Source organism: Parafrigoribacterium soli, from assembly GCF_040227235.1.
Lineage (GTDB): Bacteria > Actinomycetota > Actinomycetes > Actinomycetales > Microbacteriaceae > Parafrigoribacterium_A > Parafrigoribacterium_A soli.
On sequence record NZ_JBELNZ010000001.1, the window covers coordinates 846630 to 870218 of the forward strand.

Sequence of the window (23589 nt, forward strand, 5' to 3'; positions counted from 1 at the left end):
CACGGACTGTGCGGCAGACGCCGGCTCAGCGTGCGGGAGTCACTCCGCGGAGACGGCTCGCGGCGGCATCAGGGTGCGCACCACGTGATAGGTCATGGCGACGAAGGTGCCGAGCCACGCGGCTAGGGCCACCCAGAGCTCGACCTTGCCGATCCACAGCACGATCGGCAGGTTGTCGGTCGCGCCGATCGACAGGCTCGCCACCGCGTACATGCCGAGCGGAAAGATGATGCTCCACAGCGTCGCCTCGTAGCGCAGCGTGATGCGATGCAGGACATGGCGCCAGAGCCCCGCGGCGATCAGCGGCGGGATGAGCCAGGTCGCGATGCCCCAGAACACGACGGAGAGGCCCGCGATCAGGTGACCCGTAGCGGCCACCATCGGGGCCTGCGCCATGTCGACGATGCGTGCGCCGGCGAGCACCGTGATCGCGAGGGCGCCCATCGTCACCCAGTACGGCGGGGTGAACTCCTCCGGACCGAACGGATACAGCATGAGGCGCAGCGCCACGAACACGGCCGTTGCACCGTAGAGCAGAACACCGACCGACCAGGCGACCACGGCGATGAGCGCGAACATCGCGCGGCCAGCGCCGGCCGTCGTCTCGAGCGTCGCCGCCACGATCGCGATCGACTGGCTGGCCACGACCCAGATGAACCAGGTGCCGTTCGCCGTCGCGACGACCGACTGCTTCTGCTTGCTGAGCGCCGCCGTCCACGGGATGACGTAGCCGATTACCAGGAACACCCCACCGGCCACGAGCAGCAGCACCGCGGTAAGCACGGGGTACCCGGCGATATCGAGCCGAACGCCGAGCACATCCGCCCCGGCGACGAAGGTGAAGAAACCGAAGGCGCGACGCGGATCCATGAAGTCCTCGCGAATCGCGCTCGGATGCGCCAGCGCCCGCCAGACGTTCAGCACGAGCAGCAGCACGAAGGAGGCCGCGCAGACCACGAGCAGAAGCATTGAGATGAGTTCGAAGCCCTCGAGCCGCATGCCCACCGAGATGATGCCGCTCGCCATCGTCACCGCGAAGTAGCCGGGAGTGAGCGTCTTTACGGACTGCCCCAGGCGCTGCGGCGCGGTTGTGGTCACCCCCGTAGGATAGCCGCTCGCTTGAGACGCACCCCGGGCGAGACTCCGTGAAAAATGCGCGGCAGGTGCCGGCGATGCCCCATTCTCACGGGACTTTCGGCCCTCGCCCGTGATACCGCCCGTAATAGGCTCGCCACAAACAACGAAGGCGACAACATGGACTCCCACGAAGAGCGCACACAGGTCGAAAGAACTTCCCCATCGCTGCGACGTGCCTACGGCATGCTCGCCCTGGCGACGGCAGGGTTCGCAGTCAACTTCTGGGCCTGGGCGCTGCTCAGTCCGCTCGGTCCGCTGTTCCGGGCCACCGGCACCCTGGGCAAACTCTCCGAGGCGGATGTCGCACTGCTCGTCGCCGTACCCGTGATCGTCGGGTCGCTCGGACGCATCCCGGTCGGCGCGCTGACCGACCGCTTCGGCGGCCGGGTGATGTTCTCGATCGTGTCGGCAGTGACGATCATCCCGGTGCTGTTCATCGGCCTCCTCGGGCTCAACTCCTACGGCGCGCTGCTCGTGGGCGGATTCTTCCTCGGTATCGGCGGAACGACCTTCGCCGTGGGCGTGCCGTTCGTGAACGCCTGGTTTCCGCCGGAACGCCGCGGCCTGGCGGTCGGCATCTTCGGCGCCGGCATGGGAGGCACGGCCGTCAGCGCGCTGACGACGGTGTCGCTGTACAAGAACGTCGACACCCGCGCGCCGTTCATCATCACCGCCGTGGCGCTCGCCATCTTCTCGATCGTCGCCTGGCTCGTGCTTCGTGACGCCCCCGGGCGCACCGCCCCCAAGGGAACGATGGTCGGCCGCGTGATCGCGAACGCGCGACTGCCGATCAGCTGGCAGGCCTGCATCCTCTACGCGGTTTCCTTCGGCGGCTATGTCGCCTTCTCCGTCTACCTGCCGTCGTATCTCAAGGTCGCCTATTCGCTCGATCCGGGTGACGCCTCGGCCAAGATGGCCGGATTCGTCGTGGTCGCTGTCATCATGCGTCCGGTCGGCGGCTGGCTCTCGGACCGCTTCGGCGCAATACCCGTGCTCGCCACGGGCCAGGCGATCGTCATCATCGGCTCGGCCATCGCCGCCTCCACCCCGCTGCTTCAGTACATCGGAACCCTTGCCTTCCTCGGTATGGCGGCCGCGCTCGGAGCCGGCAGCGGCGCGACCTTCGCCCTCGTGGCGCGCGTCACCGACCCCGCCAGGGTCGGCGGCGTCACCGGGCTGGTCGGCGCGGCGGGTGGACTCGGTGGCTTCGTGCCGCCGCTGATCATGGGTGACATCTACGGTCGAACCAACTCCTACGCGATCGGCCTGCTGCTGCTGTCGGCGGCTGCGGTTGCCACGCTCGTGATGACGCTCACCGTCGTGCGTTCTACCGCGCAGAAGGCAGCGCTGGAACGCGAAGCCGCGGGGCGCTAGACACAGCTCCGACCTGGCTCAGGTCTGCGCGGGCGTCCTGTTCCGCTCGGACGACGCGGCGAGAAGAGCCTCAAGCGCGAGCTCGGAATTGCCGACGCCGCCCAGCAGGGTCTGCATGACGAGGTTCGCCCACTCGGAAGCGGAGTCATCATCCGGCCGGGCGGTCGCCGCCTCGTGGATCAAAGCCATGTAGACGTTGCGTGTCCACCCAATGTCGACCCGGGGGCGCAGTAGTCCGACGTCGCGGGAGCGCTGGAGAAGCGAATCGAGGGCGACGATGTTGTCGACGGCGATGCCTCGCGCGCCCTCGCTGCCGAGATCGATGAACTGCCAGGATGCGCGCCAGTCCGCCTTGAGATCGAGGGTCGCGACGGTCAGCTGGTACAGGGCGACCAGAGGCGGTGACGTTTCGACGTTCGCGCCCGCGACGGCCTCACGCAGCTTCGCGTTGACCGCGTCGACGAGTGCATCGAGCAGTTCGTCCCGCGAGGAGAACCGACGGTGAACGGTCGTTCGCGCAACACCAGCAGCGCGCGCCACGACTTCGAGGCTCGCGGAGGGGTCAGCGGAAAAAACCTGCTCGGCCGCCTCGAGGATGCGCGCGATCGAGTTTTCGGCGTCGGCACGAAGAGGCCGCGGTGTGGGAAGAGAAGTTTTCGCCATCTCAGCATTCTACCGTCACATTTCTTGACTTAACTGCGTCATTGATGTTTCAGTTAACCGGTCGACGCCGTGCCGACCTCAGCGAAAGAAGACATCATGGATCTCCAACTCTCGGGCAAGACCGCACTCGTCACCGGAGCGAGCAAGGGAATGGGTCTGGAGGTGGTACGGGTGCTTCGGGAGGAGGGCGTCACCGTCGTGACCGCCTCGCGCACCGTCAGCACCGACCTCGCCGCGACCGGTGCCGTGGCCCTGGTCGGCGACCTGTCGCAACCGGACGCCCCCGCCAGAATCGTGGCAGAGGCGCTGGATGTCGTCGGATCGCTGGACATTCTCGTCAACAATGTCGGCGGAGGCGATTCGGGCGCTCCCGGAGCGGGCTTCCTCGATTTTGCGGATCAGGCGTGGTCATCCACATTCGACCTGAACCTCTACGCGGCCGTCCGGACGACGCGGGCGGCGCTGCCCGCCCTGCTGGCATCACGCGGCGCCGTCGTGAACGTCTCGTCCGACAGCGCTCGCCGACCGCAGACCGCACCGCTGCCATACGGGGCCGCGAAAGCGGCACTCAACGCGGTGACCAAGGGCCTGTCCGAGGAGTTCGGACCACGGGGCGTGCGGTTCAACACCGTGTCACCGGCATCGACTCGCACCGCCCTGTGGGAGGGAGAGCAGAGCTTTGGCGCGGATCTCGCGAAGGCCATGAATCTGACCCAGGAGGAGCTGATCGCCGCTCTTCCCTCGCAGATGGGGATGCTCACCGGCCGCTTCATCGAGCCGCGCGAGATCGCGACCACGATCGCCTATCTCGTCTCGCCGCTCGCCGCCAGCGTCCACGGGGCCAACTGGGTCGTCGACTCCGGCGTCTCGAAGACCATCTAGCGGGAACGCTAGCTCGGCAGGCCGGGGTGTGCGTCGAGGATCCTGCCCAGGAGCGCCTGCAACTGGGCCGCCTCTGTCGCCGACAGGGGCGCTGCGAGTTCCGCCTGCACGGCATCCGTCGCGGCCTGCAGCTCATCGAGGTAGCGCCGCCCGCGCGCGGTGATCGCGACCGTCTTGCGGCGGCGGTCGGTGGAGTCGGCCGCACGAGCGATGTGGCCTGCGTCGTCGAGGCGGGTCGCGATGCCGTTGATGGTGTTGCGGTCCAGTCCGAGTTGCCGGCCGAGGTCGGCCTGGCTGAGGGGACCACCTTCCTCGAGCGCCGCGAGCACCGCGAAGTCGGCACGCCCGGTCGCGGGCAGCCGCGTGCCGGTGAGCCGGGAACCCAGGACGCTCACGCGATGCGCCTGCCAGCTGAGCAATGCCCGCAGTCGAGCGGGTGGCGCCGGGTGCCCGCTCGATTCGTTTTCTGTCACGCCGTCATCCTAACCGTTGTTCAGGCCAACGAATAGGTGTTATCGTTGGCTCTAACAACGTTGGTGGGACCAACGATATGACACGATTGAGAGACCTGATGAATGACACAACATGGACGGCACCGGATCTGACGGGGCACCGGGTTCTGGTGCCGGGCGGCACGGGCGCGGTCGGCGAGGGCGTCGTGCGAGCGTTCCTCCTGGCGGGCGCCGAGGTGATCGTGCCGGCCCGCTCCGAGGAGCGGTCAACAGAGTTCCGCGCGGTGCTGGGTGACGCAGCGGACGAGCACCTGCACCTCGTGGTGCACGACTACACGAGCTTCGCGGGCGCGCAGGACCTCGTCGAACAGGTCGTGCAGTTCCGCGGTGGCCTGGACTCCGTGGTCGCGCCGATCGGCGGCTGGTGGCAGGGTCGCACCCTCGCCGAGATCACCGAACAGGACTGGGAATCCGCGTTCACCGGGCTTGCCACCACGCACATGGCGGTACTGCGCGCGGCACTACCCCGGCTGACGGATGCGGGCGCCTACACGGTGATCGTCGGCGACTCCTCGTCGTGGCCGGTGCCGGGCAGCGGACTGGTGAGCATGGAGCAGGCCGCGCTGCTGATGATGCAGCGCGTTGCCGCAGCCGAGAGCGGTGCATCGCGTCGGGTGTTCTCCCTGGTGCTCGGACCCGTCACCACCCGTCACGCCGAGGGTGCCGTCGAGGCGAAGGATGTCGGTTCGGTCGCGGTCGCGATCTCGGCCGGCACAGCGCCGAGCTCGTCCATCGCCCTGCACGACCGGGATGAGGTGCAGACTGCCCTCTCCTCACTCGCGGCTCCGGCGCGCTAATGGGGATCCCTCACCTGATACGGTACGAATTCGACGGGTGGAGGAGTCATGGTGGACGACGAGGACCGGGACCTGATGCGCGCGGTTGCGCGCTACCTCGAGAACGTGAACGGGCTACAGCAGCAGGAACTGCGTTCGACGCGCACGCCGTTGGGTGACCTGATCAGTGATCACCTCGGGGCGGATGCCGCAGAAATCGCCGTCGTGCAAGAACTGATTGTCGACCATCGCCTGGTTGATGCAGACATCGCACTGGAACGGCTCTCGTCGGTTGTGGGTGGTCGGCTCGTAGGCGTCAGCGGCAGCGAGCAGCGACTGCACAGCAGCATGGCCGAACTGGTCAGCAATCCACACACGCGCTTCACGCCCGGGGCAGTCGATTACATCGAACGGGCGACCGGGCCATCGACGAGCCGCCGGGTCGTCTCGATGGGCCTTCGACTCCTCTCGCATCAGGGGCATCCGATTGCGCTCACGCAGCGTGCCGCTTCCGCTCAGATGGGACGCCCGTCCGCCGTACTCGAGGTGATGTGCGCGGATCCAGAGGTCGTGTCGTCGTTCCTGGGCGCCGTGCGATCGTTGATGGTCGAGCAGAGCATCTTGCGTGGGCAAGTGCTCTCTTTCACCCCGACGGAGTTCGGTCGCGGCGACGCGGGAACGACGTTTCTTCCGCGCCCGGATGTAGTCGCTTCCGACGTCATCCTCCCCAACGGCGTGCTGGAGGAGATCGAGCGGCACGTGGTCGGAATTGGTGAGCATCGCGACCTGCTGCGGGACGCGGGCCAGCACCTCAAACGTGGTGTACTGCTGTACGGTCCTCCTGGCACAGGTAAGACGCTCACCGTGCGGCACCTGCTGGCCAGCACGGCTGGCACGACGGCCGTGCTGCTCACCGGGTCCAGCATCCGATTCATCAGCGCCGCGGCCGAGATCGCTCGCACGTTCCAACCATCGATCGTCGTCCTCGAAGACATCGACCTCGTCGCAATGGAACGCCATTCATCGCCGCAACCGCTCCTGTTCGAGGTTCTCGAAGCACTGGACGGTCTCGACGGTCTCGACGGTGACGCGGATGTCGTCTTCCTGATGACCACGAACCGTGTTGATGTTCTGGAGAAGGCGCTCGCAGAACGCCCCGGACGTGTCGATCTGGCTGTCGAAGTTCCGCTCCCCAGCAGCGTCGAACGCGAGCGGCTCTTCCGCCACTATTCGCACGGACTCGGCTTCAGCGATGAAGCGCTCTCTCAGGCCGCCGCCAGCACTGAGGGTGTCACGGGATCATTCGCAAAGGAACTGATCCGACGAAGTGTCCTGCGCGCTGCGGCCCAAGGCGAAGAGGTGGCAGACGCGCACCTGGTGGCCGCACTCACCGAACTCATGAGCGCTCGGCAGCACCTCACCCGACGGATGCTCGGCGCCGAATCCGAGGACACCACCGGTCGGCAGGAGGGCGGGGACTCTTCGAGCTTCGGCTGGGTTGCCTACACTCCGCTTTCCTGACGACCGGGCCCCGCGTCATATGCGTCAAAGACACCTGAGTTCACGCCACGTCGGCGATGCACCCCTCGACGCCGACCCAGGCGAGCATCGCGCACTTGACCCGCATCACGTATCTCGAGACGCCGTGAAACACGACCGCGTCACCGAGGATGTCTTCGTCGGCCTCCCCCTCGCCGCGGGAGCGCATCATGGTGCGGAAGGTGTCGATCTTCTCCTGCATCTGTGCCGTGGTCAGTCCGGGTGCGAGCTCGCTCAGCACGGATGCCGAAGCCTGTGAGATGCTGCATCCGGAGCCGTGCCAGGCGAGTGCCGCGATGCGATCGGAACCCGGCTCGAGCACGAGCTGCATGGTGAGTTCGTCGCCGCAGGTGGGGTTGCGCTCGAAGCGCTCGGCCGCCGCGTTGTCTACCGTGCCGTAGCCCTTGCGCAGCTTCGAGTGATCGAGGATGTGCTGCTGGTAGAGACCATCGAGCGAGTCGGCCATCACGCCTCCCCGAAGTAGCCGCGCACGTCTCCGACGGAGTCGATGAAGCGGTCGACGTCGTCGAGACTCGTGTACAGGTATGCGCTCGCGCGCGTCGTCGCGGTCAGCCCCAGGCGGCGGTGCAGCGGTTGGGCGCAGTGGTGACCGACCCGCACGGCGATGCCGCGCGCATCCAGAAACTGGCCGACGTCGTGCGCGTGCACCCCGGCGACGTCGAAGCTCACGAGACCCGCGCGGGCCGTGCCGGGGGGCGGTCCGACGATACGGATGCCGGGAATCTCGGCGAGTCCGCGCAGCATCCGTTGGGCAAGGAATTGCTCGCGCGCCTCGATGCGGTCCAGCCCCACCCGCTGCAGGTAGCGCACCGCCTCGGCGAGCGCCACGGCCTGGGAGACCGGCTGGGTGCCCGCCTCGAAGCGCTGCGGCGCCGGCATGAAGTCGGCCGACTCCATGGTGACGGTCTCGATCATCGATCCGCCGGTGCGGAACGGTGGCAGCGCGTTCAGCAGCTTGGCACGACCGTAGAGCGCGCCGATGCCGGTGGGGCCGAGCATCTTGTGCCCGGAGAACGCGGCGAAGTCGACGTCGAGCGCGCGCAGGTCGAGGGTGCGGTGTGGCGCGGACTGGCAGACGTCCAACACCACCAGCGCGCCGCGTACGTGCGCGAGGGCGACGATCTCGGCGACCGGGGCCACGAATCCGGTGACGTTCGACACGTGCGCGAACGCCACGATGCGCGTCCTGTCGGTGATGACGGCCGCGGCGGCATCCGCGTCGTACACGCCATCGTCGTCGACGGGAACGAATCGCAGCACGGCACCCGTGGTCGCGGCGAGCTCCTGCCACGGCACGAGGTTGGCGTGGTGCTCCGCCTCGGTCACCACGATTTCATCGCCCGGCACAAGGGCGAAGCGGCGAGCGGCCGAGCCGCCCCGACCATGACTCGCATTGCGGATGCCGTAGGCGACCAGGTTCAGGGCATCGCTGGCGTTCGCGGTCCAGACGATCTCGTCCTCACCCGCACCCACGAAGCCCGCGACTGCCGCCCGCGCATCCTCGAACGCCTCGGTCGCGAGGCCGGCGAGGGTGTGCGCGCCCCTGTGCACGGCGGCGTTGCTGTGCTCGAGAAACTCTCTCTCGGCGTCGAGAACCTGCCGCGGCCGCTGCGTGGTAGCGGCCGAGTCGAGGTAGCTGAGCGGCTCGCCGTTGACGACTTCCGCGAGGCCCGGGAAGTCCGCGCGGAGACGCGCGACCTCCGCATCGTCGAGCGGCTGCGCCTCCTCGAGCAGCGACGGAGTCGATGCACCGACTCCAGGCGATTCGGCGGCGGCTGCAATCGCGGACAAGAGAATCCTTCTTTTCGCCGCTGCCGTAGCGCAGTCGACACTCTCCATTGTGCACTCACCGGCCGCTCGCGCGCGGAGTGGACCGATCGTTGTACCCCATTCGAACTCGGCATGGCTTTACCGAGCCCGGCACCATACGATCGAGCCATGGGATCGCGCCGACCGCCAGATCTCCGGACGCTGGCATCGCTCAGTCGAGTCAAGCTGCTGTATGCCTTGCTGCAGCACGGTTCACTGACCGTCGAAGAACTCGCCGCAGAGGCCGACCTGCATACGAATACCGCGCGCGAGCATCTGCACCGACTGATCGAAGACGGGTTCGCCGTCTCGCGCCCACTGCGAAACACCTCACGCGGTCGACCCAAGGTTGTCTACGCGCTCGCCGAAAACCGCAACGATCCGGTGCAGGCAGCGAAGATCAACGCGGCGCTGCAGCGGGTCGAGCAGCTCAACCGGCTCTTCCCGGGCGCCGAGGGAGCCGAGGAGCGCACCGCCGCCGATCGCCAGGTCGATATGGTCGAAGACCACATGGACCAGTGCGGATTCGACACCACGGTCGACAAAAAGAACCTCTGCGTGCATATCTACGAGTGCCCCGTCGAGGCGCTCGCGCGCGAACACCCCGAGGTATGCCAGGTGCACTTCCACCTGGTCGGCACCGCACTCCGACGGGTCGACGGACCGCTGGAGACGGCGAAGCTCAACCGCCTGGATCCGGACGACGGATGTTCGGTCGATCTGCGCCGCAACGATGAAGAAGGAATACCGGTTCGCATCTAATTTTCACGGTGTTTTGTCATTGCCGCGCATGCCCTTCGCGGCGAGGCTCGAACCAGGGGCACGGGATTTGTCACCGCAATGACGGTCCCCAACATTGGAGGGCATCGTGGAATCGAACGTCTCGGCCACTACACGGGGAGCCCGCACCGACGGCCCCCTCGCCGACACCCTGCTGAACCTGGGCCGTTTCCTCCGGCCCGGTGAGGTCTCCGAGGACCTCAGATCGGTGTTTCTGGATGGTGGACGCAAGGCCGACGCCTTCTACCGCGACCGCTGGACCCATGACAAAGAGGTGCGCTCGACCCACGGCGTCAACTGCACCGGATCCTGCTCGTGGAAGGTGTACGTCAAGGACGGCATCATCACTTGGGAGACCCAGCAGACCGACTATCCGCTGATCGGCCCGGACTCCCCCGAGTACGAACCCCGCGGATGCCCGCGTGGCGCCTCGTTCAGCTGGTACACCTACTCGCCGACGCGCATCCGCTATCCCTACGTGCGCGGCGTGCTCCTCGACGCCTATCGCTCGGCGAAGAAGAGCACCGGCGACCCCGTGCTCGCCTGGCAAGCGGTGATGGATGACCCGGTCGCCTCGCGCGCGTACAAGCAGGCCCGCGGCAAGGGCGGCCTGGTTCGCGCGAGCTGGGCCGAGGCATCCGAGATCGTGGCCGCCGCCCACGTGCACACGATCAAGAAGTACGGGCCGGACCGCGTCGCCGGGTTCTCCCCCATCCCTGCCATGTCGATCGTCTCGCACGGCGTCGGCTCGCGCTTCGTCACCATGCTCGGCGGCACGATGCTGTCGTTCTACGACTGGTACGCCGACCTGCCGGTCGCGAGCCCCCAGGTCTTCGGCGACCAGACCGACGTGCCGGAGTCCGCCGACTGGTGGAACTCGTCGTACCTGATGATGTGGGGCTCGAACGTGCCGGTCACCCGCACGCCGGATGCCCACTTCATGGTCGAGGCGCGGTACCGCGGCCAGAAGGTCGTCGTGGTCTCGCCCGACTACGCCGACAACACCAAGTTCGCGGACGAGTGGCTCGCCGTGCACCCCGGAACCGACGCCGCCCTCGCCATCGCGATGGGCCACGTCATCCTCAAGGAGTTCCTGCTCGAGAAGAAGACCACGCGCTTCCTCGAGTACATGAAGAAGTACAGCGACTCCGCCTACCTGATCGAGCTGACCCCCCACGGCGACGGCTACCTTGCCGGCAAGTTCCTGACCGCGGATGCCCTGCCCACGACGACCGCGGACGTCGCGAACCCGGCGTTCAAGCCCGTGCTCCTCGACCAGAACGCCACCCCGGTCGTACCCAATGGATCGCTCGGGCACCGCTTCTCCAAGGAGGACGAGGGACTGTGGAACCTCGACCTCGGCGACGTGGACCCGCTGCTGTCGATCGCCGACGCACCGGGCCACGACGGACGCTCCGTCGAGGTGGAGCTGCCGCGGTTCGACCTCACCCCCGAGCCCGGCCAGGAGCATGCGGGAGGTGCCGGCGGCATCCGTCGCGGCGTGCCCGTCATGGAGGTGTCCGGCCGTCTCGTCACCACCGTCTTCGACCTGCTGCTGGCGCGCTACGGCGTGGGTCGCGAGGGTCTGCCGGGCGACTGGCCCCGGGGCTACGGGGACGCATCCAGCCCGGGCACCCCGGCCTGGCAGGAGGAGATCACCGGCGTACCCGCGAAGACCGCCGAAAAGATCGGCCGCGAGTTCGCGCAGAACGCCGAGGACTCCGGCGGACGCTCGATGATCCTGATGGGCGCGGGAACCAACCACTGGTTCCACTCCGACACGATTTATCGCACCTTCCTCGCCCTGACCACGATGACGGGTTGCCAGGGCGTCAACGGCGGCGGATGGGCTCACTACGTCGGCCAGGAGAAGGTGCGACCACTCACCGGCTGGGCTCAATACGCGTTTGGTCTGGACTGGGTGCGCCCGCCGCGCCAGATGATCGGCACCGCGTTCTGGTACCTCGCCACCGACCAGTGGCGCTACGACGGACTGCCGGCAGACAGCCTCTCGAGCGCCCAGGCGACCGGCAAGTTCAAGGACCTCACGACCGCGGATTGCCTGGTCGAGTCGGCCAAGCGAGGCTGGATGCCGAGCTTCCCGACCTTCAACCGCAACCCCCTCGACATCGTCGACCAGGCCGAGGCCGCGGGCGTCGAACCGGCGCAGTACGTCGTGGACCAGCTCACCAGCGGCGAGCTGAAGTACGCGGTGGAAGACCCCGATGCGCCGGAGAACTTCCCCCGGGTGCTGAACGTCTGGCGTGCCAACATCATCGGCTCATCCGGCAAGGGCAACGAGTACTTCCTCAAGCACCTGCTCGGCACGAACTCGGCGATCCAGGGCGAGGAATCCACTCCCGATAGACGCCCGAAGACGATGAAGTGGCACGACGAGGCACCGGTCGGCAAGCTCGACCTGATGGTCACGAGCGACTTCCGCAACACCTCGACGACCGGCTTCAGCGACGTCATCCTGCCACCGGCGACCTGGTACGAGAAGCACGATCTCTCGACGACCGACATGCACCCGTTCATCCACACCTTCAACCCCGCGATCACCCCGCCGTGGGAGGCCAAGCCCGACTTCGAGATCTTCAACCTGCTCGCGCAGAAGATCAGCGAGCTGTCAGTCGGTCATCTCGGTGTGCGCAAAGACATCGTGGCCTCGCCGCTGTTGCACGACACCCCGGATGCCATGGCGACACCGCACGGAACGGTCGTCGACTCCCCCGAGCTCATCCCGGGAGTCACGATGCCGAAGCTCACCGTGGTCGAGCGCGACTACGCGGCCTTCGGCGCGAAGATGGCGGCCCTCGGACCGCTCACGGCCAAGGTCGGCATGGTGACCAAGGGCATCCTCTTCAACCCGGATGTCGAGGTCGAGAGCCTCGGCCACCGCAACGGACTCGTGAAAGACGGCCCGACGGCGGGGCGTCCCCGTCTCGACACGGTCAAGCGGGCTGCCGAAATGGTGCTCGCGCTCTCGGGCACCACCAATGGCCGCTTAGGCACGCAGGGCTTCAGGACCCTGGAGAAGCGCACGGGACAGAGACTTGCAGACCTCGCCGAAGACAACGAGGCGCGCATGTACACCTTCAAGGAGGTCGGCGACACCCCTGTGCCGGTTCTGACCTCCCCCGAATGGTCGGGCAGCGAGCACGGCGGCCGTCGCTACAGCGCGTTCACCATTAACGTCGAACGGCTGAAGCCCTGGCACACCCTCACCGGCCGCCAGCACTTCTACCTCGACCACGACTGGATGATGGAGCTGGGCGAGCAACTGCCCATCTATCGTCCGCCGCTCGACATGCACCGGCTCTTCAATGACTCGATCATCGGGTCGACCTCACCGACCGGTGCGCCCGGATCGAAGGGTCGCGCCGAGGTGGCGGTGCGCTACCTCACACCGCACTCCAAGTGGTCCATCCACTCGGAGTACCAGGACAACCTGATGATGCTCACCCTCTCGCGCGGTGGCCCCACCATCTGGATGTCGCCGAAAGACGCCGACAAGATCGGCGTGCGCGACAACGAGTGGATCGAGTCGTACAACCGCAACGGCGTTGTCGTGGCGCGTGCCATCGTCTCCCACCGCATGCCGGAGGGAACGGTGTACATGTACCACGCGAAGGACCGCACCATCAACGTACCCATCGCCGAGACCTCGGGACAGCGCGGCGGCACGAACAACTCGCTTACGCGCATCCTGCTGAAACCGTCGCATCTCATCGGCGGATACGCGCAGCTGTCGTTCGCGTTCAACTACCTGGGGCCGACAGGCAACCAGAGAGACGAAGTCACCGTCATTCGCCGGCGCAGCCAGGAGGTTGAGTACTGATGAAGGTCATGGCCCAGATGTCGATGGTGATGAACCTCGACAAGTGCATCGGATGTCACACCTGCTCGGTCACCTGCAAGCAGGTGTGGACGAACCGCGACGGCATGGAATACGTCTGGTTCAACAATGTGGAGACGCGGCCCGGCCTCGGCTACCCGCGCGGCTACGAAGACCAGGACCGGTGGCACGGCGGCTGGGAGCGCGGAAAGAAGGGCCGGCTGAAGCTGCGCTCGGGCGGCCGTCTCTCCAAGCTCGCGAACATCTTCGCGAACCCCGACCTGCCCACGATCGACGACTACTACGAGCCGTGGACCTACGACTACGACATGCTCACCAACGCGCCGCAGACCAAGAACGGTCCGGTCGCGCGCCCGAAGTCCCTGCTCACCGGCGAGAACATGGACATCAAGTGGTCGGCCAACTGGGACGACAACCTCGGTGGCGCGCAGGAGACGGCCGAGCAGGATCCGATCCTCGCGCACATGAGTGAGCACGTGAAGATGGAGTTCGAGAACACCTTCATGTTCTACCTGCCTCGCATCTGTGAGCACTGCCTCAACCCCTCCTGTGTCTCGGCCTGCCCCTCCGGCGCCATGTACAAGCGCGAGGAAGACGGCATCGTGCTCGTCGACCAGGACAGCTGCCGCGGCTGGCGCATGTGCGTCTCTGCCTGCCCATACAAGAAGGTGTACTTCAACCACAAGACGGGCAAGGCCGAGAAGTGCACACTCTGCTACCCCCTGCTGGAGCAGGGCAAGCCCACGATCTGCTCGGAGACCTGCGTCGGGCGACTGCGCTACCTCGGCCTCATGCTGTACGACGCCGACCGCGTGCTCGAGGCGGCCAGCATCGAGAACGAACACGAGCTTCTGGATGCCCAGCGCTCGGTCTTCCTCGACCCCTTCGACCCCGAGGTGATCGCCGCCGCGAAGGCCGAGGGTATCGCGGACGATTGGATCGAGGCGGCCCAGAACAGCCCCATCTACAAGCTCATCAGCGAGTACAAGGTGGCGCTGCCGTTGCACCCCGAGTACCGCACGATGCCGATGGTCTGGTACATCCCGCCGCTGTCGCCCGTGGTCGACGTGGTCTCGAACAGCGGCCAGGACGGCGAGGACATCACCAACCTGTTCTCCGCGATCGACCAGCTGCGCATCCCGATGGAGTACCTGGCCGGGCTGTTCACCGCGGGCGACCTCGTGCCGATCGAGAACTCGCTCGGCAAACTCGCCGCGATGCGCTCCTACATGCGCGACATCAACCTCGGCTCAGAGCCGAACGAGCGCATTGCGAACCTCGTCGGCATGACCGGCGAAGAGATCCAGGCCATGTACCACCTGCTCGCGGTGGCGAAGTACGAGGACCGCTACGTCATCCCGAAGGCGCACGTGGAGCAGGCTCGCGACCTGGAGAACCTTGCCTGCTCGCTCGACAGCGATGGCGGCCCGGGCATGGGCGGACCGGACGATCACGGACCGCAGGATCGCGGCATCCAGAAGACGCGCAAGCGTGCGAGTTCGACGGATGCTCCCGCCGCGGTCGCCCGATTCGACGTCGATGAGAACGGTGTGGAGAACTTCCACGACCTCTCCAACTTCGTCGACGAGCCGCAGTCATCGCCGCCGAGCGGCCGCATCAACCTGCTCGGGTGGAGCGGCAAGGGAACCGAGCCGGGAATCTTCCCGCCATCACCGGCGCCGGGCATCGCATGATCGCCAAGAAGGTGGCCCCGCGCGAGACGGTCGCCCTCGAACTCAGTTCCGACGAACGCGCGGCCACCCACATGGCGGCGTCGATTCTGCTCGACTACCCGCACGAGGAGCACCGGTCCAGGTTTCCGGCGGTTGCCGCCGTGATCGAGTCGCTCCCCGGGCAGATTCGGGATGCCTTCCGCCTGTTCCTCGAGGCCGCAAACGCGATGAGCCAGCGCGAGCTTGAGGCGCACTTCACCTCGATCTTCGACCAGAAGCGCAAGTGCAGCCCCTACCTCACGTATTACACGACCGGAGACACCCGCAAGCGCGGGATGGCTCTGGTGCGGTTCATCCACGCCTATCGCGCGGCAGGCTGGGAGGTCGAACCGGGTGAACTGCCCGACTACCTCCCGACCGTGCTCGAGTTCTCGGCGCGTAGCGAATCTCCGATCGCCGACGATCTCATCGCGGTCCATCGCGAGGGCATCCAGGTTCTGAGGGCGGCCCTCGAGACCTTCGACTCGCCCTACGCTCACGTGCTCGACGCCGTCTGCTTGTCCCTGCCCGAGATGGATGACGAGGCGCGCGAGCGCTACATGGTTCTGATCAATGAGGGACCACCAGCCGAAATGGTCGGGTTGACCTATCTCGGCGCACTGAAGCCGTTCGCCCCGGCCGGGGCGCAGAGTGAGGATGTGATGGTATGAACATCGTCGATGCCCTGCTCTGGGTTGCCATTCCGTATGCCGCAGCGGCGAGCTTCATCGTGGGCCACATCCTGCGCTGGCGCTACGACCAGTACGGGTGGACTTCCCGGTCCAGCCAGATCTACGAGAGCAAGCTCCTGCGATGGGGCTCGCCCATGTTCCACTACGGCATCCTCGCGGTCTTCGCCGGTCACGTCGTCGGACTGCTGGTTCCCAAGCAGTGGCTCGAGTTCTTCGGTGTCACCGAGCACATCTACCACCTCGGTGCCACCTGGCTCGGAACACTGGCGGCGGCGGTGACCGTGATCGGCATCGTGCTGCTGCTGAGCCGGCGCGGTGCGGTGCGCCGGGTCACGAGGGTGACCACGCCGATGGATATCGTGATGTACGTCTTCCTTGCCGGCTCGATCGCGTTCGGCACCATCGCTACGCTCACCCACCAGGTCTTTGCGGGCGGGTACGACTATCGGGAATCGATCTCTCCCTGGATTCGCAGCCTCATCTTTCTTCAGCCCGACGTCTCGCTCATGAACGGTGTGCCGCTGCTCTTCCAACTGCATGTGCTCACCACGATGGGGCTGTTCGCGATCTGGCCGTTCACGCGCCTCGTGCACGTCTTTTCGGCCCCCTTCGCCTACCTGATCCGGCCCTACGTCGTGTACCGCTCGCGCGATCGCCAGCTTGGTGCGCGTGCGACCAGACGCGGGTGGGCCAGGAGCGAGCGCCCGGTGAAGCGCAGCGAGCGCGAGACCGTGCGTCGCTAGCATCCGCTAGAGCGAGCCGAGCACGTCCAGTCGCAGCTGGGCCAGGATGACGACGACGGCGACGATTCCGAGCGTGATGATCCAGACCCACTGATAGCTTGCCGCGGCAGCGCGCCGCACTCCCGCCGGCACCGGGAGGAGCCCGGAGCGCAACACGTGGCCCACGACCAGCAGGAACAGCGGGATGGTCACGAGCCAGGTGAGCATGCACCACGGGCACAGCACCCCGATGACGTAGATGCTCTGCAGGATGAACCAGACGACGAGTGCGAACGCTCCCGTCATCCCGAGCGCGAGACCGAGCCAGATCCACCGGGGCACCTCGACGACAACGATCATCACGCCGAGCGTGACGATCACCGACCAGAAGACCAGCCCGGGAAGCGGGTTCGGGATGCCGAGCAGCGAGCCCTGCTCGGAGCCGAGGCTCGCGCTGCAGCCCACGAACGCGCTCAGATCGCAGCTGAGCCGCGCGGCCGGATGCGCAAGCGACTCGATCTTCTCGATGATGAGTGCCGCGGCGGCGAGAAGGCCACCCAGTCCACCGACGAGCAGACCAATGCCGAGGGCACGCGGGCGAGCATCAACGGTGTCAGCAGGCACGTGTGGATGCTCTCATGCGTCGCATCCGGATGCTCGCAGGAAGGCCGTGAGAAACTCGCCCCTTGCTCATGAACGTCAGCTACGGCGCGACCATCGGAGTGGTCGTCATATCGACGCTGCCGAACGGGAACGGGTAGAAGAACGCATACGAACCCGTCTCGCTCCATTCGGTGATCGGGATGAACGCGAACCACAGCTGTGCGACAACGACCGATACCAGAACGAGGATTCCGATCACCACCGTCGCACGGCCGAGAGTATGACGAGCGGCTTCCAGGTCTGGTGCCTTGTTGATCACCTTGCTGACCGCGAGCAGAACGATGAAGGCGATGGCCAGGTACACGATGGGGCTCGGTGCAAGCGTGAGAGTGACGCACATCGGCGCGGCCGCAACCGCGTTGCCTGCGGCATCCGTGAACCCGCCATCAGCGTCGATGCCTCCGGCGCAGTACGCCTTGCTGGCGTGCAGAATCACAGCGTAGAGAACCCCGGATACGAGAGCGACAACGAGCAAGCGGCGGATCTGGGCCACGATCGGAACATAGGAGACCGACGCAAGGCCGGGGCCCATAACGGGCGACTGGGTTTGCGACACCGTTGCACTCCTTGGCCTTTGATCGTTTGTCAACAATCGTCGCTACTCTGAGCCCCTGTCAAGGGGCGCTCGCAAGCCGCTCCACGTACTCGGTGCGGGCGCCCTCGGTGCGCACCTCCTGCAGCACGTGCTCTCCCACGCCCAGCCGCAGCAGGGTCTCGGTGAGTTCGGAAACGTCATCCGAGGTCATGGTCGTCGGATCGACGGTAGTTCGCACCTGCAGCGCCACGCCCGCGTCGAGCGCAAGACGGAGGCAGGCGAAGGCCTTGGCCGCTGCCGCCTGCACCCCGGTCACTGCGCCGTACAGTCGCTCTGGCGCCTTGATGTCGAGTCCGATCCAATCGCACAGCGGCAACACCTCGGCGAAGCGCCTCGGATAGGCGCCCGAGGTGTGCAGGCCCACGCCGAATCCGAGCTCCCGCACCTGCCGCATCGCGTCGGCCAGCCCCGGCTGCCGGGTGGGTTCTCCACCGGAGAAGACCATGCCGTCGAGCAGGCCGTGTCGGCGCTCCAGGTGCGCGACCGCCTCTTGCCAGTGGATGGTGCCCGGCACGCGCGCATCGAGGAGCCCGGGGTTGTGGCAGTACCCGCAGTCCAGCGGGCAGCCCTGCAGGAACATCGTCGCCACGAGCTTGCCCGGCCAGTCGCAACTGGAGAGCCGGGCGAGACCGGCGATCTGCAGGTCCTCCGCGCGTGCCGGGGCGCTCATCGCGACATCGCCGCCTCGACGAAGTGCGTGCGCTCGGCGTGCTCGCCCTTCTTGCCGATGTTGAACGAGCTCACCGGCCGGAAGTAGCCCATTACGCGGGTCCACACCTCGCACTCGCCGCCGCACGTCGTGCAGGTGTGGTGCTCGCCCGCGAGATAGCCGTGGTCGGGGCAGATCGAGAAAGTGGGGGTGACCGTGAGATACGGCAGCCGGTGGGTCTGCAGCGATCGCCGCACGAGCTCACGGCAGGCATCCGCGCTGGAGAGCTTCTCGGACATGTAGAGATGCAACACCGTGCCGCCGGTGTACTTGGTCTGCAACTCGTCCTGCCGGTCGAGCGCCTCGAATGGATCGTCGGTGAAGCCGACCGGCAGCTGGGAGGAGTTCGTGTAATACGGGTTTGCGTCGGTACCCGCCTGCAGGATGCCCGGGAAGCGAGCGCGGTCCTCCTTGGCGAAGCGGTACGTCGTTCCCTCCGCGGGCGAGGCCTCGAGGTTGTACATGTGGCCGGTGGCCTCTTGGAACTCGACCATCCGCGCGCGAACGTGGTCGAGCAGCCGGATGGCCATGGCGTGCCCCAGCTCCGTCGTGATGTCGTGCGCTCCCCCGCTGAAGTTGCGGATCATCTCGTTCACGCCGTTGACGCCGATGGTCGAGAAGTGATTGCGCAGGCCGGCGCCGAGATAGCGCTTCGTGTAGGGGAACAGTCCGTCGGTGATGAGCCCATCGATCACGGTGCGCTTGAGCTCGAGCGAGTCCCTGGCCAGCTCGAGCAGGCGGTCGAGGGCCGCGAGCAGCTCCTGCTCATCGCCCCAGTGCAGATAGCCGAGGCGGGCGCAGTTGATCGTGACGACGCCGAGCGAGCCGGTCTGCTCGGCCGAGCCGAATAGTCCGTTCCCCCGCTTCTGCAGTTCGCGCAGGTCGAGCTGCAGCCGGCAGCACATCGAGCGGATCTGGTTCGGCTTGAGCTCCGAGTTGATGAAGTTCTGGAAGTAGGGCGTTCCGTACTTTGCGGTCATAGCGAAGAGCCGTTCCGCGTTCTCGGAGTCCCAGTCGAAGTCCTCGGTGATGTTGTACGTCGGGATCGGGAAAGTGAAGACCCGGCCGGTGGCATCCCCCGCGGTCATCACGTCGATGTAGGCGCGATTGATCATGGCCATCTCCTCGGCCAGTTCCCCATAGCTGAAGTCCTGCGCGACGCCGCCGATCACCGGCACCTGCTCGCGCAGGTCCTCCGGGCACACCCAGTCGAAGGTGAGGTTCGTGAACGGCGTCTGCATGCCCCAGCGCGAGGGCACGTTGAGGTTGTAGATGAGCTCCTGCATCTGCTGCCGAAGCTGCGGATAGTCGAGGTGATCGATGCGCACGAACGGCGCCATGTAGGTGTCGAAGGAGCTGAAGGCCTGGGCCCCGGCCCACTCGTTCTGCATCGTGCCGAGGAAGTTGACGATCTGACCCACCGCGGAGGAGAAGTGCTTCGGCGGCGCTGAGTCGATCTTGCCGGGCACGCCGTTCAGCCCTTCCTCGATGAGGACCCGCAGCGACCATCCGGCGCAGTAGCCGGCCAGCATGTCGAGATCGTGGATGTGGAGGTCGCCCGCACGATGTGCCTCGCCCACGGCGGCGGGATAGACCTCACTGAGCCAGTAGTTGGCGATGACCTTGCCCGCCGTGTTGAGGATCAGGCCGCCGAGCGAGAAGCCCTGGTTTGCGTTGGCATTGACCCGCCAGTCCGAGCGGTCGAGGTACTCCCCGATGGTGCTCGCGACCTCGACGACGGAACCGCGCGGTCGAGTCGATTCGGACTCGGCCACGCGGGAGGAAACAGACAGCAGTGACATCGGACGATCCTTCCTGATCTTGGGCCGCTCCCGTCCGGGAGGACCGCTGTTTCAGAAAAGATACGTCTTAACCACAAGATGTGGTGTTCCAAAATGCCGTGAATAACAAGATGTAGTGGTTCTGGCGGTTTTTGCGATCGCGCTGCGCACAGTCGTGCGCACGGTGAGCTACCGCACGCGCACCGAGAGGCAGGTGACGCAGCCCTCGAGCTTCTCGAACTCGCTGATGTCGACCGTGATCACCTTGTAGCCGAGGTCGGCGATGAGCGCGGCGCTCTTCGGTGCGGATGCCGCCATCAGCACGGTGTCTTCGGCCAGCACCATGACGGCGAGGCCTCCGATCTCTGGCACTGCGAGGAAGCGGTCGAAGATGGCCACGTTGTCGACCACCGGCGGGTACCCGATGATCGTGCCGTCGGGCAGTGCGGTGACCGAGCTCTTGAGGTGCAGCGCCATCGTCACGGGAACGGCGACGACCTTGTAGCCGAGCGGCGCCACGATCATGCGCAGCTGACGGATGCCCTCGGAGTTCGTGCGGCCACCGCGGCCCACGTACACGGTCTTGCCGACCTTGAGCACGTCTCCGCCATCGAGCGTGCCCGGCAGTTCGATGCGCTCGATGCGCTGACCGAGCCTGCGCACGGCCTTCTCCACCTCGACGGATTCTCCGACGCGCGACTCGGCGCCCGGGCTCGCGATAACCGCCGTCTTGCCGAACATCACCACGGCATCCTCGATGAAGACGGAGTCGGCGAACTCGTTCGCCTGCGGTACCTCGCGGATGTCCCAGCCGTGCTGCGCGAGCACCGACACGTAGTTGTCCCACTGGCTGTTGGCGAGGTCGAGGTCGACCGGTACACGCTCGAGATGGGTCAGTTCGCCGTTCGCGAGCGTCTCTGCCGGCGGCCGCACGAGGGCGATGTGCCGCGAGGCATTAAGCGCCTCGCGACCGAGCACGACCCGCCAGATCGCCGCTCCCGCGGTAACCGTGGCCACGACCACGGCGACGGCAAAGATGAGGTTCGGGCCGCCGAGCGTGCCGATCGCGTACTGCGCCACGGCACCGTCGAAGGGGTGACCGGTGCCGACGGCCACGAGCGTGCTCCCGACGAGCGCGCCGAGACCAGCAACGACGATGCCGCCGGCGAGCGTCGTGTACCAGCGCGAGTAGGCGCCGATGATGGCGAGGATCGCCGAGAACAGGAAGACGAACAGTGCGGACCAGATGAAGAAGGTATGCAGGTCGGTCAGTGCGTTACCGGCGACGAAGTAGGCGAGCAGGGAGGCGACGTAGCCGATGACCGCGACGGTCAGTCCGGAGGCGAGCGCGGCGGCGATGCGACGGAGGAATGAGGGAGTGGTGCCGTGAGCGGTCATGCTTCGACTTTATTGGACTCTGCGCACCACGCCGTACCACCACTTCAGTGGTAGAAGTGACGTTCCCCGGTGAAGTACATCGTGACGCCCGCGGCCTTGGCGGCCTCGATCGACTCGTCGTCGTGCACGGAACCACCCGGCTGCGCGACAGCCGTCACTCCTGCGTCGAGCAGGATCTGCAGGCCATCGGCAAAGGGGAAGAATGCGTCGGATGCCGCGACCGAGCCGGCAGCACGATCGCCCGCCCGCTTCACGGCGAGCTGGCAGGCGTCAACGCGATTGACCTGGCCCATGCCCACCCCGACGGATGCGCCGTCGTGCGCGAGCAGAATGGCGTTCGACTTGACCGCACGCACCGCTCGCCAGGCGAACTCGAGGTCGGCGCGGGTGGCGGCATCCGCCTCCTCACCCGCGACGAGCGTCCAGCCTGCAGAGGAGAAGTCGACGAAGCTGTCGGCCTCCTGCACCAGCAGGCCGCCGCTCACCTGGCGGAGCTCGGTGGGCTCGCGGTGGTAGCCGGCGGGGAGCTTCAGCACGCGCAGGTTCTTCTTCGACTGCAGCAGGGCGAGTGCCTCCGGCTCGAAGTCTGGCGCGACGATCACCTCGGTGAAGATGTCCTTGACGGTCTGCGCCATCTCGAGCGTGACCGCCCGGTTGGCCGCGATGACGCCCCCGTAGGCCGAGACCGGGTCGCACTCGTGGGCGCGGCGGTGGGCGTCTGCGATCGTCTCGCCCGCGCCGTTCGCCACGGCGATGCCGCAGGGCTGGGCGTGCTTGATGATGGCGACGGCCGGCTCGGTGAAGTCGAAGGCCGTGCGGAGCGCCGCATCCGCGTCGACGTAGTTGTTGTACGACATCTCCTTGCCGTTCAGCTGCGTCGCCTGCGCGATGCCCACCCCGTCGTCGGTCACGTAGAGGGCGCCGGCCTGGTGGGCGTTCTCGCCGTAGCGCAGCACCTGCTTGAGCGTGCCGTGCAGTTCGAGCTCGTCGACCGATTCGTTCCCTGAGCCTGTCGAAGGGCCCGCGTCGACAGGCTCAGCGACCGTTCCGGCGAGCGGGTGCTCGGCGCGGATGCCGACGTTGTCTGCGAAGTACTCCGAGACTGCCTTGTCGTAGGCGGCGGTGTGCGCGAACGCTTCCCCGGCGAGGCGCTGGCGCTGCGCGAGCGTCGTGCCGCCGAGGGTCAGCGACTTGATGATCTGCGGATAGCTGGCGGGCGAGACGACGATCGCCACGTTCGCGTGGTTCTTCGCCGCCGAGCGCACCATGGCCGGGCCGCCGATGTCGATCTGCTCGATGACCTCATCGACGGATGCGCCGGAGGCCACGGTCTCGACGAAGGGATACAGGTTGGAGACGATGAGCTCGAACGGCTTGATGCCTAGTTCGGCGAGCTGGTGTTCGTGGTCCTCAAGGCGAAGATCGGCGAGGATGCCGGCGTGGATCGTCGGGTGCAGAGTCTTCACGCGGCCGTCGAGCGACTCGGGGAACCCGGTGAGCTGGCTGACCTCGGTGACCGGATGTCCGGCATCCGCGATCTTCTTCGCCGTCGACCCGGTCGAGACGATTTCGACCCCCGCGGCGGCGAGTGCCGCGGCGAGTTCGAGCAGGTCGGTCTTGTCGTAGACCGAGATCAGCGCCCGCTTGATCGGGATGGCGTTGCGCTCGCGGCGCTCGGCCGGGGCGGATGAGTGGGCAGCAGACACGTGGACTCCTTGGGATCGACCGGAACAACGGTTTCCGGTTCGGCCCAGGCGAACGGCCTCACGAAGTCAGTCGCTCCCCGATGGATGCCCATCCGAACGCCAGTCGCGACCGGTCAAGTCTACCGGAATCGACCGGCCGCGACAGCGAGCGCGGCCTAGGTGTACTCGGTCATGACGTTGGTGACACTCGGCTGATTGGTGGTTTGCCTCCGCAGGCGGTGTGTGGTCGATCGTAGTTGTAGTGGTTCAGCCAGGGCGA

20 protein-coding genes and 1 riboswitch are annotated in these 23589 nt (G+C 66.5%); of the genes, 9 read left to right on the forward strand and 11 right to left on the reverse strand.

The genetic code is table 11. The annotated features are described in order from the left end of the window. Nucleotides 1–39 precede the first annotated feature (39 nt). Entirely contained in the window at nt 40–1098 is a 1059-nt protein-coding gene (locus ABUA37_RS04135) for a tellurite resistance/C4-dicarboxylate transporter family protein (RefSeq protein WP_349897845.1), read from the reverse strand. A 156-nt stretch (nt 1099–1254) separates the two neighbouring features. Here ABUA37_RS04135 and ABUA37_RS04140 point away from each other — a divergent pair, with 156 nt between their 5' ends. Continuing rightward, on the forward strand, nt 1255–2511 hold the full coding sequence (locus ABUA37_RS04140; protein ID WP_349897846.1) for an MFS transporter: 1257 nt from the start codon (nt 1255–1257) through the stop codon (nt 2509–2511). 18 nt (nt 2512–2529) lie between these two features. Here ABUA37_RS04140 and ABUA37_RS04145 read toward each other — a convergent pair whose 3' ends face one another. Beyond that, a complete protein-coding gene (locus ABUA37_RS04145) occupies nt 2530–3174 on the reverse strand; it encodes a TetR/AcrR family transcriptional regulator (RefSeq protein WP_349897847.1) in 645 nt (214 codons plus the stop codon). Nucleotides 3175–3270: 96 nt separating this feature from the next. On the opposite strand from ABUA37_RS04145, the gene ABUA37_RS04150 reads away from it, so the two are divergent. Beyond that, nucleotides 3271–4056: an SDR family oxidoreductase gene (locus tag ABUA37_RS04150; protein WP_349897848.1), complete on the forward strand. Its 786-nt coding sequence runs from the start codon at nt 3271–3273 to the stop codon at nt 4054–4056. 8 nt (nt 4057–4064) lie between these two features. On the opposite strand, the gene ABUA37_RS04155 is transcribed toward ABUA37_RS04150, so the two are convergent. Then, complete coding sequence (locus ABUA37_RS04155) at nt 4065–4529, reverse strand: MarR family winged helix-turn-helix transcriptional regulator (protein WP_349897849.1); 465 nt, start codon at nt 4527–4529, stop codon at nt 4065–4067. 98 nt (nt 4530–4627) lie between these two features. Between ABUA37_RS04155 and ABUA37_RS04160 the strand changes: the two genes are divergently transcribed. Next, nucleotides 4628–5365 carry an SDR family oxidoreductase gene (locus ABUA37_RS04160; RefSeq protein WP_349897850.1) on the forward strand — a complete coding sequence of 246 codons (738 nt, stop codon included), beginning with the start codon at nt 4628–4630 and terminating at the stop codon, nt 5363–5365. Between the two features lie 48 nt (nt 5366–5413). Continuing rightward, nucleotides 5414–6865 carry an ATP-binding protein gene (locus ABUA37_RS04165; protein WP_349897851.1) on the forward strand — a complete coding sequence of 484 codons (1452 nt, stop codon included), beginning with the start codon at nt 5414–5416 and terminating at the stop codon, nt 6863–6865. A gap of 40 nt (nt 6866–6905) precedes the next feature. Here ABUA37_RS04165 and sufU read toward each other — a convergent pair whose 3' ends face one another. Further along, nucleotides 6906–7349, reverse strand: coding sequence for a Fe-S cluster assembly sulfur transfer protein SufU (gene sufU, locus ABUA37_RS04170; protein WP_349897852.1), 444 nt, complete (start codon nt 7347–7349; stop codon nt 6906–6908). Next, nucleotides 7349–8638 (reverse strand): aminotransferase class V-fold PLP-dependent enzyme, encoded by a 1290-nt coding sequence (locus ABUA37_RS04175; RefSeq protein WP_349897888.1) that lies wholly within the window; start codon nt 8636–8638, stop codon nt 7349–7351. The genes sufU and ABUA37_RS04175 overlap by 1 nt, the downstream gene beginning before the upstream one ends. A gap of 204 nt (nt 8639–8842) precedes the next feature. Between ABUA37_RS04175 and ABUA37_RS04180 the strand changes: the two genes are divergently transcribed. The 5 genes from ABUA37_RS04180 to narI all read left to right on the forward strand — a co-directional run bounded on the left by ABUA37_RS04180 (nt 8843) and on the right by narI (nt 16499). Beyond that, on the forward strand, nt 8843–9475 hold the full coding sequence (locus ABUA37_RS04180; protein ID WP_349897853.1) for a helix-turn-helix transcriptional regulator: 633 nt from the start codon (nt 8843–8845) through the stop codon (nt 9473–9475). A gap of 106 nt (nt 9476–9581) precedes the next feature. Then, nucleotides 9582–13334, forward strand: a complete 3753-nt coding sequence (locus ABUA37_RS04185) for a nitrate reductase subunit alpha (protein WP_349897854.1) — start codon at nt 9582–9584, stop codon at nt 13332–13334. Further along, on the forward strand, nt 13334–15046 hold the full coding sequence (gene narH, locus ABUA37_RS04190; protein ID WP_349897855.1) for a nitrate reductase subunit beta: 1713 nt from the start codon (nt 13334–13336) through the stop codon (nt 15044–15046). The genes ABUA37_RS04185 and narH overlap by 1 nt, the downstream gene beginning before the upstream one ends. Continuing rightward, nucleotides 15043–15735 carry a nitrate reductase molybdenum cofactor assembly chaperone gene (gene narJ / locus ABUA37_RS04195; RefSeq protein ID WP_349897856.1) on the forward strand — a complete coding sequence of 231 codons (693 nt, stop codon included), beginning with the start codon at nt 15043–15045 and terminating at the stop codon, nt 15733–15735. The genes narH and narJ overlap by 4 nt, the downstream gene beginning before the upstream one ends. Beyond that, nucleotides 15732–16499 carry a respiratory nitrate reductase subunit gamma gene (gene narI, locus ABUA37_RS04200; RefSeq protein WP_349897857.1) on the forward strand — a complete coding sequence of 256 codons (768 nt, stop codon included), beginning with the start codon at nt 15732–15734 and terminating at the stop codon, nt 16497–16499. Before narJ ends, narI begins: the two co-directional genes overlap by 4 nt. Nucleotides 16500–16505: 6 nt before the next feature. Here narI and ABUA37_RS04205 read toward each other — a convergent pair whose 3' ends face one another. From ABUA37_RS04205 to purH, 6 genes are all read right to left on the reverse strand, one after another. Beyond that, nucleotides 16506–17102: a vitamin K epoxide reductase family protein gene (locus tag ABUA37_RS04205; protein ID WP_349897858.1), complete on the reverse strand. Its 597-nt coding sequence runs from the start codon at nt 17100–17102 to the stop codon at nt 16506–16508. A gap of 79 nt (nt 17103–17181) precedes the next feature. Next, a complete protein-coding gene (locus tag ABUA37_RS04210) occupies nt 17182–17697 on the reverse strand; it encodes a hypothetical protein (protein ID WP_349897859.1) in 516 nt (171 codons plus the stop codon). A 58-nt stretch (nt 17698–17755) separates the two neighbouring features. After that, nucleotides 17756–18406, reverse strand: a complete 651-nt coding sequence (locus tag ABUA37_RS04215; protein ID WP_349897860.1) for an anaerobic ribonucleoside-triphosphate reductase activating protein — start codon at nt 18404–18406, stop codon at nt 17756–17758. Beyond that, a complete protein-coding gene (locus ABUA37_RS04220) occupies nt 18403–20247 on the reverse strand; it encodes a ribonucleoside triphosphate reductase (RefSeq protein WP_349897861.1) in 1845 nt (614 codons plus the stop codon). The genes ABUA37_RS04215 and ABUA37_RS04220 overlap by 4 nt, the downstream gene beginning before the upstream one ends. 168 nt (nt 20248–20415) lie before the next feature. Then, complete coding sequence (gene ddaH / locus ABUA37_RS04225; protein WP_349897862.1) at nt 20416–21624, reverse strand: dimethylargininase; 1209 nt, start codon at nt 21622–21624, stop codon at nt 20416–20418. Between the two features lie 44 nt (nt 21625–21668). Further along, the gene (purH, locus tag ABUA37_RS04230) at nt 21669–23330 is read right to left on the reverse strand and encodes a bifunctional phosphoribosylaminoimidazolecarboxamide formyltransferase/IMP cyclohydrolase (protein ID WP_349897863.1); all 1662 of its coding nucleotides are present in this window, start codon (nt 23328–23330) and stop codon (nt 21669–21671) included. Nucleotides 23331–23365: 35 nt separating this feature from the next. Next, nucleotides 23366–23447, reverse strand: a riboswitch (ZMP/ZTP riboswitch). Between the last annotated feature and the right edge of the window lie 142 nt (nt 23448–23589).